Below are 12,495 nucleotides of genomic sequence, written 5' to 3' on the forward strand. Positions count from 1 at the left end.
AGTGCCGCGTCTATCAAGAGAAGATTGCAGTTACCTTGGCGACGAGATCAGTCATTCCTGATATTGTGGGAACCAGTTGTTGAACTCCTGAAAATAGGAGCCGCATCCTGGCGCGGCTTGGCTTATCGGAGCGTGCTTCTGACAAAAAACCATCAAGTGTTTCGATGGCGTCATCGTTGCCGCTTTCTCGTACAACTCGTTCCAATTCTTTCAGGGCGGCAACCGTCTCGCCGTCGTACCGCTCTTGGTAGGTGCCGATGTGCGAGTTTACGACGCGACTCTTGTTCACTCCAGTCGAGTTGTCTCCCACATGAAAGTAGTCGCCGTGGTAGGTCTTCTTCACTACTGGATCCCGCTCTCTTAGTCTTTTGTCGCCTGCTGCGGATATGGCAACTTTCGAATACTCGTTGAGGTCGACATCGGGGGTGCCGTCTGCAAGGGGTAGAGCCTCAAGTAGCCCCCATTTCACCATCGGCCTGACTAAATGCAGAACGAGTCGCTGATGCTCGCCGATGGATATGGCAAGCTCGTTTATTCGCATGGATTGATTTTTGGCTCGGTATGCTGCATCGAGAATTTCTCTTTCTATCTTGTCGCGTTCGTTGTGGTCGAGATTCTTTGCGCGCGCCAACGCTTCACTTGCTTGTCCATTATTTATGGCCCACCTTCGCAGCATGAAGCCGCCAAAGGCAAGCAAGAAAAGGACAGCAATGGCGTTCTCCAGTGCGCTTGGCTGCTTGGTGGGACTTGACTCTGCTATGGCTGCAAGAGTTGACAGTTGGTCGATCATAAATCGCTTCCTTGGGCGGGCGAACGCTCAAGCATCGTCCATGCCCGCCTCGTCGTCCGCGAGTAACTGTCGGATTTGTGACTAGGCGATGCGATCGTCGACTCCGACAAGGCTGTGTCTGGCTGCAGTAGTCGGATCGGCGGAGCGTATAGAAGTTGGCGGGTCGGTGAGGAGGGCGGCTGCGGTGGCGTGAATGGCGGGAAGGCCGTCGTACTGGATGGCGGGCTCCGTCCAGGTCACGACCGTGGCACTAGTTGACATGTTCGATCAAGCGTTACGCGCTTCGCTCATCACATCGATTGGAACGGTTGACCAGTGGTCGCGGCGTAGGAGTACGGTCAATGACCGCAGGGCTGCTCACTGTAGTGATTGCCGGACGTGACGTGACGTAGGAGTGCTGCCGTGCCCCCACGTGCAAGGACGATCGTCGACCCACGGTTTGCCGCTGAGTTGCGACGGCTTCGTGAGGCGCGCGGCATGTCGCTGCGGCAGCTCGCCGCCGCCGTCAACCACGGCAAGAGCCTCGTCCACCAGTTGGAGATCGGGCAGACCAAGCCCACCGTGGACGTGGCGCTCCGGCTCGATGACGCGCTGGCGGCGCAGGGTGCGCTGGCGGGGCTGGTCGCCGATGCCCCCGATGGCGGTGAACGCCTTGCGTACGTGACGGCGCATCCCCGCCGGGTCGATGCTGCCGCTGCGCAAGCGCTCGCCGGCCTGCTCGCTGGTTACCGCCGGCTGGAGGACGCCATCGGATCCGGGCCGATCATGGCACCGATCCGTGCCCACCTCGACACCGTTACCTGCCTGCTGCGGGACGCCCCGTACGACGTGCGGCCCGGAGTCGTGGACGTGGCTGCGCAGTGGGCACAGTTCGCGGGCTGGCTGAGCATCGCGCGGGGCGAGGACCGTGCGGCCACGGTGTGGCACGCGAGGGCTCTGCACTGGGCGACCGAGGCCGGTAACAAGGATCTCGTCGCCACCGTGCTGTCCTTCCAAGGCCATCAGGCGGAAGTGCGGCGTGATCTGCGCGCGATGATCGGGCTTTCCCGGTCTGCGCGCCGAGACGAGACCGTGAACGCGGCATTGCGCTCCTACTGTGCAGGGCAGGAGGCAAGAGGTCTTGCCATGGCCGGAGCTGATGCTGCCGATGTGCTCGCCTGCCTGTCCGAGGCGTCGGACGTGTCGGCCCAGGCAGCGGAGGAACCGTTGTCCCCATGGGGCTACTGGTACACGCCGTCGTTCTTTGCCGTCCAGCAGGGCATCGTGTGGCGGTATCTCGGCGTGACCGACAGCCGCGCCAACGACCGGGCACTGGAGTTGCTGACGATCGGTGTCGAGGGGGTGAACGAGGAGGCGGGCGGCGCCGATTGGCACGGCCGCAACATGGTGCATCTGGCCATGGCGCAGGCGCAGGCCGGAGACACGACGGCTTCTCGTGAAACTTTGGCGGCGGCCGACACCATCGCGGTTGCCACCGCCTCACGACAACTCACCCGTGAAGTGACGGAGGCAGCCCACCGACTCGGCCTGTCCGCGATGCCGTAGCGGACGCGTTTTGGCTGCTCAGCCACCCATCGCCGCCCACACGATGATCGTGGGTGATGGCGATAGGACGGTGTTCCCGATCCACCGCCGCGCCCTCGGTCGACGGAGGTGCGGATGCAGGGCCAAGGCGACGAGCCAGCGATGAGTCGGGGCGAGCAGGTCGAGGCCGCCGAGCGGGAGGCCGCCAAGAAGCGGCTGCTCGCGCAGGCCGAGGCGGAGCGCGTACCGGTGGAGGAGACCACCCGGGCGGTCCCGGACCGGCGGTGGCGGCGTGACCAGCGGTGACGAGCCGATCGGTCGTCGGGTGGCCCGCTGGCGGGTGCGGCGGCGGATGACCCAGCAGATGCTCGCGGACCGGCTCGGCAGGTCCAAGAGCTGGATGGACAAGGTCGAGCGGGGCGTCCGCGCGCTGGACCGGTACCCGGTCATCCAGGAGATCGCCGAGGTGCTGCGGGTCGATCCGCTGGTGCTGCTCGGCGAGGATCGCACGCCGCCGTCGGCGGGCGCCGGCCCGCCGGACGGGATGGACGGGATACGGGCCGCTCTCGCCCGCTACGACCGCGAGCCCGGCCGCCCGGTGCGGGCAACGGAGATCGAACGGCATGTGGCACACGCCTGGCTGACCTACCAGCACGCGCACTACCCCCAGGTGGTGCGGTTGCTGCCGGAGCTGCTCGACGCTGCCCAGGGCGTGCGCGCGGAGGCGCCGGAGTTGCTGGTGCAGGCGTATCGGATCACCTCGTCGGTGCTGGTGAAGTTCGGCGAGGCCGACCTGGGTTGGCTGGCTGCCGACCGGGCGGTGGCCGTGGCGGGCGGCGACCCGGTGCTCGCGGGGGTGGCGACCGTGTCGGTCGGGCAGGCGCTGCGCTGCCTGGGTCGGCACCGGCTGGCGCTGGCCGCGACGGTCGCCGCCGCGCGCCGCGTCACGCCCGGATCGGAGACGGTCCACGGGGCCCTGCTGATCCAGGCCGCTTTGGCTGCCGCCGGATGCGGCGACATCCGCCGGATCGGGGAGTTGACCGCTCGGGCCGCCGACATCGCCGCCCGGGTCGGGGCCGGTGACGACCCGTACCGGACCAGCTTCGGACCGGTCGCGGTCGAGTTGGCCCGGGTGGTCGCGGCGGTCGAGTCGGGGGACGCCGGGGAGGCGGTGCACCGGCACGAGCAGGCGATCCGGCGGGAGGGATGGCGGTGGCTGCCGGCCGAGTACCGGGCCGCGTACCTGGTGGACGTTGCGCGGGCGTACCTCCAGATCGGCGACCTGCGCGGGGCCGGGCGGGTGTTGGTCGAGGCGGACGGCGTCGCGCCGGCCGAGGTCCGGTGCCGACCGCCGGCGCGTACGGTGATCGCCGAACTTGCCCGGGGTCACCCGGCGCCGGCCGGCGTGGCGCGCCTGGCGACGCTGGTCGGCCTGACCCGCTGACCGGATCGGCCGGCACGTTGTGCGGGCGTCGCGGCTCGCGGGCGGATGCTATTGGTTCCCGGAATCGCAAGTCCCACTAATCGATAGATAACGGCGCGCCCTTAAGCGGAGAGCGCGGATTCGCGGCGCTGGGATTTGCGCGGGCAATACCGAGGTCTCTGTTCAAACTGGAGGCGGTTTGTCTGCCGCAGTCGTGTTGTTGGCGTTATCGGTCGGTCGCTCGCGAAAAGTGTGGACGGCGACGTGGTCGCCTCCATCTTGTCGAGTCAGTGTCAATTACCTGCCATTCCATTATCTTGTGATCAATGCAAATCACTCGATACGTTTCCCTGGCCCGAATGGAGCACCCAGGACAAGGGGGAACTCTTGAAAACAACCCTACGCTGGTCCGCAGCGGCCAGTCTGGCGCTCGCGCTGGTCGTGACCGCCCCGGCGGCCGCCGAGGCGAAGCCGACCACAGTCGAGAGGAACGGCAACACCACCACCACCGCCCGCACCAGTGACGGTCGTGCGATCACCAACGCAGCGATCGCCAAGGAGGTCGCGGCGTTCTGGACGCCGGAGCGGATGGCGAGCGCCGTCGACCTGGACATCGCGAAGCGTCCAGGCGCCAGCGAGTCGACCAACCGGGCGCCGAAGCCCGACGGGCCGGCGGGCACGGTCGCGCCCCTGGCACCGAGCGTCGCCAGCGGCGACGACGTCAGCATCCAGCTCAACGAATCAGCGGTCGTCGGCAAGGTCTACTTCACCATGCCCGGCGGCGGTACCGCCTCCTGCTCGGCGAGCGCCGTCGCCAGCGGCAAGCGCCGGCTGGTCATGACCGCCGGTCACTGCGTGCACCAGGGCAGCGGCGGGCAGTGGTACAGCAACTGGCAGTTCGTGCCGCGGTACCGCAACGGGGTGCGGCCGTTCGGGACGTTCGTGGCCTACCAGCTCACAGCCCGCACCGCGTGGATCAACAACAGCAGCTACGACGAGGACATGGGCATCGCCATCATGCACAACGGCGGTAACTGGGGCCTGAAGGTCGTCGACACGGTCGGTGGCCACGGTCTGCGCTGGAACTGGGGCTACAACATCTCCCTGATGACCGCCCTCGGCTATCCGTCGAACCTCGGCGGCGGGGAGAGCCAGTACTACTGCCAGAGCGGCACGTGGTACGCCGGCGGTCAGCAGATCCGGATGTGGTGCAACATGACCTACGGCTCCAGCGGCGGCCCTTGGCTTCAGGAATACAACGACCAGAACGGCCTCGGATACGTCAACAGCGTCGTGAGTCACGGCGACAATCCGGGCAACGGACAATTCGACGGCCCGTACTTCGACAATGACATCAAGAGCCTCTACGACTTCGCGGAAGGTCTTTCCCCGGCGTAAAGGCACATGACCGGCAGAGCCCCGGCCCGCGGCCGGGGCTCTGCGCGTGTGCTCTGTTCCCGTAGCCGATGTCGGGGCACCGCCCTCGGTGGGCATGCGGCGGAGGTGCCGACACTTGCACCGGCCCGAAGCGGAGATCAAGATCTGCGGCATGGAGTTCTTCTGCTACCACCGCGACCGGCGTGATTCCCTGGCACTGCGCACCGAGTTGCTGGAGGAGCACTGGTCCTACATGGACCGGTACGCGGCCGAGATGATCGCCCGCGGCCCGACCTTCGCCCCCGACGGGGAAACGCCGACCGGCAGCGTGCACATCGTCGACCTGCCCGATGCCGCCGCCGCCCGGGCATTCGCCTTCGACGAGCCCAACTACCAGGCCGGTGCGTACCGGGACGTGCTGCTGCGCCGCTGGCACAACACGCTGGGGCGCACCATGTGGGACTTTCCCGGTGGCCGGACCGGTGGCAACCGGTACCTGGTGCTCGGCCTCGGCGCGGGGCAGGCCGCCGACCGGGCCGTGCCGCCCGACCGGGACGACCTGATCGCGTACGGGCCGCTGTTGTCCGACGACGGCGCCACCTGGCTGGGCACGGCGGTGCTGATCGGGGCGGCGGACCCGGACGAGGCGCGCGCCGTGCTGGCCCCGGACCGGTACGCCGAGATCGAGGTGCACGACTGGAGGTTCGGCGGACGTCCGTCCTGATCCCAGAGGCGCCGGCCCTGGGCCAGCGGCCCGACCCGCCTGCCACCCAGCATGGCCGCATGGCCCTCGATCTGTACGCAGGCATACCCGTCGAGGACTATCCGGCGGCGCTGGCCTGGTACGAGAGGCTGCTCGGCTGCCCGCCGTCGTTCGTGGCCAGCGACACGGAGGCGGTGTGGGAACTGGCCGAACACCGGTCGTTGCTCGTCGAGCACCGCCCGGAGCGCGCCGGGCACGCCATGCACGATCTTCGTCGACGACTTCGACACCCGTGTGGCCGGGATCGCCGAGCGGGGACTGGAACCGGCGAGGCGGGAGACCTACTCGAACGGCGTACGCAAGGCCAGGTACGTGGATTACGAGGGCAACGAGATCGAATTCGGCGGCCCACCCGTCTGATCGAACTCGACCGGTGCGCGCCGGTCACGGCGTCGCGCCGGCCGGGGTCCGATACCGGCCGGCGGGGCACCCGGCCAGGAGCCTCCCGGGCCGCGGCGACTTGTCACCACCCCCGGCTATCCTGCGCCCGCGCCCCGGGACGGTCCCGGCGGCGGGTACCGGGTGGCGGGACAGCCACCCCGCTGGGAGGGTCGCGTGGCAACCGAGGAGGCCGGTGTCGAGGCGTGCCGGATCGCCGCACGGCAGGTGGCGGAGGGGACGGGCGCGGCGCGCAAAGAAGCCCTGCGGCGGCTGGCCGACCTCGGCGCGACCGACCCGACGCTGCGCCAGGACGTGGCTGACGCGATCTGCGCCTGGCTGCGGGCGCCGGGTGCCGCCGACGGCGGGGACGCCGACGCGCGGCGGGCGGCGTTGCGGGTGCTCGCCGGGCTGCTGCGCCCGGCCGGGGCGGGCGAGGCGACGCCGACGGGGCTCGCCGTGGACCTGTCCGGGGCGTCTCTGACGGACGTGGACCTCGGCGGCTGCGAGCTGGCCGGGGCCCGGTTCGCCGACACGCGGTTCCTCGGCACGACCTCTTTCGCCGGCGCCCGGTTCACCGGCGACGCGGACTTCACCCGCGCGCTCTTCCACGGCGGGGCCCGGTTCGACGGGGCGGTGTTCGCCGCCGACGCGGCGTTCGGGCGTGCCCGGTTCCGGGGACCGGCCGGCTTCGACCGGGCGGACTTCGCCGGCATGGCGTGGTTCGGGCGGGGCGAGGACGAGCTGTGGGAGGACGATCCGGCCTGGGACGCGATCGAGGACGTCCGGCCCGCGCCGTGGGACGAGCCGAACGAGGACGACCCGGGCTGGCCCGTCGCGGTGCTGATGGGGGACTACCAGAGCTGGGAGGAAGGCGGGGACGGGGCACGCTTCGCCGGGACCGCGTCGTTCCGGCAGGCCCGCTTCGCCGGCCCGGCCTGGTTCTGCAAGGCCCGGTTCGGCGGGGAAGCGACGTTCCGGGACGCCCGGTTCGGCGCGGCGGTGCGACTCGACCAGCCCACGGTGGACCTCGCTGGCGCACAGTGGGTTGGCGCGGCCGGCGAGCCGGTGAGCTGGCCCCTCGGCTGGACGTCCCGACCAGGGCCGGACGGCACGGACGTGCTCGTGCCGGACGAATCCGTGTCGCCCTACGCGCGGCAGCTCGGCGACGGCGACCCCGCCGTCCGCCACGCCGGGCTGCGCGCCCTCGGCGAGCTGGGCGACGCGCGACCGGAGCTGCGCCAGCGGGTGGTCGACACCATCTGCGGATACCTGCGCGGGCCGCTGCCGTTCGACGTGCGCGGCGACCTGGGCCCCGCCGAGGCCGGGGAGTCGGCGCTGCGCCGCGACGCGCAGCGGCTGCTCGCCGAGCGGCTGCGCCCGGTGGCCGCCACCCCCGACGGGCCCATGCACTGGCCGGGCATGAATCTGTCGCTGTGCGGCGCGACGCTGCTCGACCTCGACCTGCACGGCTGCCACGCGGGGTACGCGGACTTCGCGGCCGCCCAGTTCCACGGCGCCACCCGGTTCGACGACAGCACGTTCGACGGTGCCGCCTTCCGGCTGGGTGGGCCCGAGGGGCGCGCGTCGTTCCACGGCGAGGCCACGTTCGCCGGGGCGCGGCTGGACCGGTGGCGCGGGGTCGGGGAGGTGCTCGACGGCGTCGTGTTCCACGCCGGCGTCGTCGTCGACCCTGCCGAGGATCGGGCACCGGCGGGACAGGGCTGAGCGGGCGCGGCCGGCCCGCCCCGCGCCCGGATCCGAGGCCGCGCGTCCGGCGGGGGCGGGCCGTGGGCCGCCGGCCCTCAAGGCGGGGCCGGCGGGGGACCGGGGCGCCACCGGCGCCAGGGCACGGCGCGCTTGCCGGCGACCTCGACCGCGCGGCCGACCAGCCGGGATCGATCTGTGCCGGCGGCTCGGGACCGGGGCGCCCGCCCCGGCCCGAGCCCGGGTCGGTCAGGACCAGGGGGCCGTCGGATACCAGGGGATGATCTCGCGGCGGGCGAGGATCCGCACGTCCCAGTAGAGGAACGTGAAGGCGCCGGCCACGATGAACGCGACCGCGGTCAGGGTCGCCAGTCGGGTCGGCCGGGCGCTGAACCACCGTTGCAGGCGGGAACCGGCGAGCCAGGCCAGCAGCAGGAACAGCACCGCCATGATGACGATGTTGCCGATCGACTGGAGGGTGAACGCGGCGGCCCCGTAGAGCGGGTTGCCGCTCTCGGCGGCGTCGCGGAACATCTGCCGGAACAGCGCGAACGGCCGGCCGATGAGGAAGCCGGCGATCAGCGCGCCCATGAAGATCATCGGCGCGTTCGGGTACCGCTGGGCGATCCGGGCGAACGGATCCGGCACCACGCCGAGTGCGGCCAGACCGAGGTAGATCATGATGAGCCCGATCAGGCCGAAGACCACCATCGACTGGATGCTCCGCGGCGACAGGCTGCCGGGACTGTTGCTGGCGGTGGAGAACTGCGGCATCGACGTGCCGACGAAGCCCACGATCGCGCCGTACGTGGCCGACACCGCGATCATGCCGACCGACATCCAGCCTAGTGGCTTCAGCGGCTGCACGAACCTGCTGAGCCTGCTGCCGGTGGTGCCGGTCAACGGGGCGAGGGCACCGAACGCGGCGATGTTGCAGGCGGTGAACGTGCCGGCGATCCCGGAGACGAAGGCGAACAGCACGCCGGCCGCGACGCCCTGGATGGGGGTCTCCTTGGCGTCGTGGCCGAGCAGGGTGTTGGCGACGTTGTCGCCGATGGTCCGGTCGACGAACTCCGCCGACCAGATCACGGTCAGCAGGAAGCCGCCGAGGACGCTGAGCAGGATGATCAGCCCGCGCCGCCGGGGGAAGTGCCCCGTGACGAACGCGGACGTGCCCGTCTGCGCGGTGTCGGGCCGGATCCGGACGGGTACGTCGGGTTGCTGGGGGGACCGCTGGGTCTGCGTCACGTGCGCTCCTCAGGGTGGGGGGTGGAACCCGGGCGTGACCGCCGACGTCGGCGACGCCGCCCGCGACCGGCGAACGGGAGCCACCGGTCGGCCTGGACGCACCCGCCCGACCCCTCCTACCAGCAATGAATCGTGCGGGATCGATGTCCGCGTCTCATCATGGGACGCTTCCGGTCCCGGGGGTTCTTCCGCCCTGCGCAATCGCGCTGGGTGATCGGCCTGTGCCCCGAAGTGCCCGTGCCGATCCCGCCGGGTCGCCCGGCCCGCCCTGATCAGGGCAGCGGCCACTCGTGGACCGGCCGGTTGCTGTGCATCAGCGTCACGTAGTGCCGCACCACCTCGCGCAGTGCCTCCGGCCGGTCGAGGTGGTCGGTGGACTCGAGCCGGTGCAGGGTCTCCACCTGCCAGCTCGCGCCGTTGCGCCCCGTCAGGCAGCGCTGCTCGATGATGCCGAGCAGCCGGTCGCGTTCGCCCGGGTCCAGGCCCCACCGGTCCAGCCCGTGGTGGGCCAGCGGCAGCAGCCGCCGCAGCACCAGCTCGGTGACCGGGAGGTAGCCCAGGCCGGGCCAGAAGACCTGGGCGTCGATGCCGTGGCGGGCGCAGCTGGTGAAGTTCTCCTCCGCCGCGCTGAACGACATCTGCGACCACAGCGGTCGGTCGGCCTCGGCGAGCGCCCGGACCAGGCCGAAGTAGAAGGCGCCGTTGGCGACGGTGTCGAGCACGGTCGGCCCGGCCGGCAGCACCCGGTTCTCCACCCGTAGGTGCGGCCGTCCCTTGAGCACGTCGTAGACCGGCCGGTTCCACCGGTAGACGGTGCCGTTGTGCAGGCGCAGTTCGGCGAGCTTGGGCACCCCGCCGGCGGCGAGGGCCTCGGCCGGGTCCTCCGGGTCGCAGACCGGCAGCAGCGCCGGGAAGTAGCGGACGTTCTCCTCGAACAGGTCGAACACGGTGGTGATCCAGCGTTCCCCGAACCAGACCCGGGGGCGTACGCCCTGCGCCTTGATCTCCTCGGCGCGGGTGTCGGTGGCCTGCTGGAACAGTGGGATGCGCGTCTCCCGCCACAGCTCCCGACCGAAGAACAGCGGCGCGTTGGCGCCGAGCGCCACCTGGATGCCGGCGATCGCCTGGGCGGCGTTCCAGTAGTCGGCGAACTGGGCGGGGCTGACCTGCAGGTGGAACTGGGTGCTGGTGCAGGCCGCCTCCGGGGTGATCGTGTCGGCGGTGACGGCGAGCCGCTCCACCCCGTTGATCGCGATCCGCAGGTCCTCGCCCCGGGCCGCGAAGATCTGCTCGTTGAGCAGCTCGTAGCGGGGATTGGCCGACAGCGTCGCCGCGGTCAGGTGCTCGGGGCGCAGCGTCGGCAGGATGCCGATCATCACCATGTGCGCGCCGATCGCGCGGGCCTTCTGCTCCGCGGCGTTCAGGCTGGCCCGCACGTGCTCCTCGAACTCGGCCGTGCCCGTGCCGGTGAGCCGGCGGGGCGCCACGTTGATCTCCACGTTGAACTGGCCCAGCTCGGTCTGGAAGCTCGGGTCGGCGACGGCGGCCAGCACCTCGGCGTTGCGCATGGCGGGCATCGAGTCCTCGTCGACCAGGTTGAGTTCGATCTCCAACCCGGTCATCGGCCGGTCGACGTCGAACCGCGACTCGCGCAGCATCTCGGCGAACACGTCGAGGCAGCGGCGCACCTTCTCCCGGTAGCGGGCCCGATCCTCGCGACTGAAGGTCCGCACGCCGACTTCCTCGCCCATGGTCACCACCCTGTCACCGCTGGTCCCCTAAACCTCGCACGTCGCATCGGGGCCGGGGAAGACCTGAGACCTCTTCTCTACCCAGCGGGGCTCCCGGTGATCCCCGTCGCCCGCGTGCCGGTCGCGCCCGGGAGCGACCGGGGTCACCGATAACATGGCCGGCGGCGAGAGGTGGAGAGAGTGCTGATGCGCGAGAAGGTGACCCGGTTGTTCGTGGTGGCGGCGATCGCCGAGGCGATCTCCTGGGCCGCCCTGCTGGCCGGCATGGCGGTGAAGTACGGCCCGCCCGCCAACGAGCTGGGCGTGCAGGTCTTCGGCCCGATCCACGGCGGCCTGTTCATCGCGTACGGCGTGCTGGTGCTCGCGGTGGCCCGCCTGCGCCGGTGGAGCCTGCTGGCCACCGGGGTGGCCCTGGCCTGTGCCGTGCCGCCCTTCGCCACGCTCGCCTTCGAGCGTTGGGCGCGGCGGCGCGGCATGCTCGACACCGCCCGCGAGCCCGCCCGCGAGGCCGCCCCGGTCGGCTGACCCGCCCGACCCGGGCGGCTACCCGGCGAGGAAGGCGGACAGCTCGGCGGCGAGCTGTTCCGGCGCCTCCTCGGCCATGTGGTGGCCCGACTCGACCGGTGCGGCCCGCACGTCGTCGGCCCACTCGCGCCAGATCGCGGCGGGGTCGCCGTAGAGGTCCATCATGTCGTCCCCGGTGGACCACAGGAAGAGCACCGGGCAGGTGATCCGCCGGCCGGCGGCCCGGTCGGCGTCGTCGGCCGCCCGGTCCGGGCCGAGGCCCGCCCGGTAGTCCTCGCACATGGCGTGCACGGTCGCCGGGTCGTGGATGGCCCGGCGGTAGTCGGCGTACGCCTCCTCGCCCATCTCGGCGGGGGAGCCGCCGTACCAGGCGTCCGGGTCGGCGTTGATCACCCGCTCGGCGGGCTTGTCGAGCTGGCCCAGAAAGAACCAGTGCCACCACCGGGCGGCGAACCGGGCGTCGGCGCGGGCCAGGGCCTCCCCGATCGGCACCCCGTCGAGCACCCCGAGGCGGCTGACCCGGTCGGGGTGGTCCAGCGCGGTGCGCATCGCCACGTAGCAGCCCCGGTCGTGCCCCACCACGGCCGCGCGGTCGTGGCCGAGGGCGTCGAGCAGCGCCACGACGTCGCCCGCCATCGCCCGCTTCGAGTACGGCGCGTGGTCGGGGGTGCTCGGCGGCGTCGACGAGCCACCGTAGCCGCGCAGGTCCGGGCAGATGACCGTGTGCCGCTCGGCGAGCAGCGGCGCCACCCGGTGCCAGGTGGCGTGGGTGCGGGGATGGCCGTGCAGCAGCACCACCGGCGACCCGGACCCGCCGTGGCGTACGCGCAGGCGTACCGGCCCGAGGTCGATCTCGTCGAGCGTGAATCCGGCGAACATGGCGCCTGCGGTGCCCGGGCGCGCGGGGAGTGAAACGTCGGATCAGCGTCGGCGCGCGAGCCAGGCCGGCGCCGAGCGCGAGACGTCGGGTCAGCGCCGGGCGTGCGAGCCAGGCCGTCGTCGGGCGCGC

11 protein-coding genes are annotated in these 12,495 nt (G+C 71.0%); 7 read left to right on the forward strand and 4 right to left on the reverse strand.

What is annotated here, in order from left to right:
* Positions 1 to 13: 13 nt before the first annotated feature.
* Positions 14 to 790, reverse strand: a complete 777-nt coding sequence (locus ACGF5C_RS04450; protein ID WP_393296580.1) for a hypothetical protein — start codon at positions 788 to 790, stop codon at positions 14 to 16.
* A gap of 402 nt (positions 791 to 1,192) precedes the next feature.
* Here ACGF5C_RS04450 and ACGF5C_RS04455 point away from each other — a divergent pair, with 402 nt between their 5' ends.
* The 6 genes from ACGF5C_RS04455 to ACGF5C_RS04480 all read left to right on the forward strand — a co-directional run bounded on the left by ACGF5C_RS04455 (position 1,193) and on the right by ACGF5C_RS04480 (position 7,983).
* Positions 1,193 to 2,335 (forward strand): multiprotein-bridging factor 1 family protein, encoded by a 1,143-nt coding sequence (locus tag ACGF5C_RS04455; protein ID WP_393296582.1) that lies wholly within the window; start codon positions 1,193 to 1,195, stop codon positions 2,333 to 2,335.
* Positions 2,336 to 2,449: 114 nt separating this feature from the next.
* On the forward strand, positions 2,450 to 2,620 hold the full coding sequence (locus ACGF5C_RS04460) for a hypothetical protein (protein WP_393296584.1): 171 nt from the start codon (positions 2,450 to 2,452) through the stop codon (positions 2,618 to 2,620).
* Positions 2,607 to 3,758: a helix-turn-helix domain-containing protein gene (locus ACGF5C_RS04465; RefSeq protein ID WP_393296586.1), complete on the forward strand. Its 1,152-nt coding sequence runs from the start codon at positions 2,607 to 2,609 to the stop codon at positions 3,756 to 3,758. The genes ACGF5C_RS04460 and ACGF5C_RS04465 overlap by 14 nt, the downstream gene beginning before the upstream one ends.
* A 366-nt stretch (positions 3,759 to 4,124) precedes the next feature.
* On the forward strand, positions 4,125 to 5,135 hold the full coding sequence (locus tag ACGF5C_RS04470; RefSeq protein WP_393296977.1) for a trypsin-like serine peptidase: 1,011 nt from the start codon (positions 4,125 to 4,127) through the stop codon (positions 5,133 to 5,135).
* Positions 5,136 to 5,286: 151 nt separating this feature from the next.
* Positions 5,287 to 5,838 carry a YciI family protein gene (locus tag ACGF5C_RS04475; RefSeq protein ID WP_393296979.1) on the forward strand — a complete coding sequence of 184 codons (552 nt, stop codon included), beginning with the start codon at positions 5,287 to 5,289 and terminating at the stop codon, positions 5,836 to 5,838.
* A 594-nt stretch (positions 5,839 to 6,432) separates the two neighbouring features.
* Positions 6,433 to 7,983, forward strand: coding sequence for a pentapeptide repeat-containing protein (locus ACGF5C_RS04480; protein ID WP_393296588.1), 1,551 nt, complete (start codon positions 6,433 to 6,435; stop codon positions 7,981 to 7,983).
* Positions 7,984 to 8,211: 228 nt separating this feature from the next.
* On the opposite strand, the gene ACGF5C_RS04485 is transcribed toward ACGF5C_RS04480, so the two are convergent.
* Positions 8,212 to 9,210 carry a hypothetical protein gene (locus ACGF5C_RS04485; protein WP_393296590.1) on the reverse strand — a complete coding sequence of 333 codons (999 nt, stop codon included), beginning with the start codon at positions 9,208 to 9,210 and terminating at the stop codon, positions 8,212 to 8,214.
* Positions 9,211 to 9,482: 272 nt separating this feature from the next.
* Positions 9,483 to 10,961: a glutamate--cysteine ligase gene (locus tag ACGF5C_RS04490; protein ID WP_393296592.1), complete on the reverse strand. Its 1,479-nt coding sequence runs from the start codon at positions 10,959 to 10,961 to the stop codon at positions 9,483 to 9,485.
* 186 nt (positions 10,962 to 11,147) lie between these two features.
* Between ACGF5C_RS04490 and ACGF5C_RS04495 the strand changes: the two genes are divergently transcribed.
* Positions 11,148 to 11,486 carry a DUF3817 domain-containing protein gene (locus ACGF5C_RS04495; RefSeq protein WP_393296594.1) on the forward strand — a complete coding sequence of 113 codons (339 nt, stop codon included), beginning with the start codon at positions 11,148 to 11,150 and terminating at the stop codon, positions 11,484 to 11,486.
* 18 nt (positions 11,487 to 11,504) lie between these two features.
* Here the strand turns inward: ACGF5C_RS04495 and ACGF5C_RS04500 are convergent, their stop codons facing one another.
* Positions 11,505 to 12,365 (reverse strand): alpha/beta fold hydrolase, encoded by an 861-nt coding sequence (locus tag ACGF5C_RS04500; protein ID WP_393296596.1) that lies wholly within the window; start codon positions 12,363 to 12,365, stop codon positions 11,505 to 11,507.
* Between the last annotated feature and the right edge of the window lie 130 nt (positions 12,366 to 12,495).

It is taken from the genome of Micromonospora sp. NPDC047620 (assembly GCF_043205005.1).
Taxonomy (GTDB): Bacteria; Actinomycetota; Actinomycetes; order Mycobacteriales; family Micromonosporaceae; genus Micromonospora.

Bases quoted from the DNA above. Each gene is read 5' to 3' on its own strand.
- ACGF5C_RS04450 (WP_393296580.1), bottom strand. From the start codon at position 790: ATGATCGACCAACTGTCAACTCTTGCAGCCATAGCAGAGTCAAGTCCC.
- ACGF5C_RS04495 (WP_393296594.1), top strand. From the start codon at position 11,148: ATGCGCGAGAAGGTGACCCGGTTGTTCGTGGTGGCGGCGATCGCCGAG.
- ACGF5C_RS04460 (WP_393296584.1), top strand. From the start codon at position 2,450: ATGCAGGGCCAAGGCGACGAGCCAGCGATGAGTCGGGGCGAGCAGGTC.
- ACGF5C_RS04475 (WP_393296979.1), top strand. From the start codon at position 5,287: ATGGAGTTCTTCTGCTACCACCGCGACCGGCGTGATTCCCTGGCACTG.
- ACGF5C_RS04500 (WP_393296596.1), bottom strand. From the start codon at position 12,365: ATGTTCGCCGGATTCACGCTCGACGAGATCGACCTCGGGCCGGTACGC.
- ACGF5C_RS04490 (WP_393296592.1), bottom strand. From the start codon at position 10,961: ATGGGCGAGGAAGTCGGCGTGCGGACCTTCAGTCGCGAGGATCGGGCC.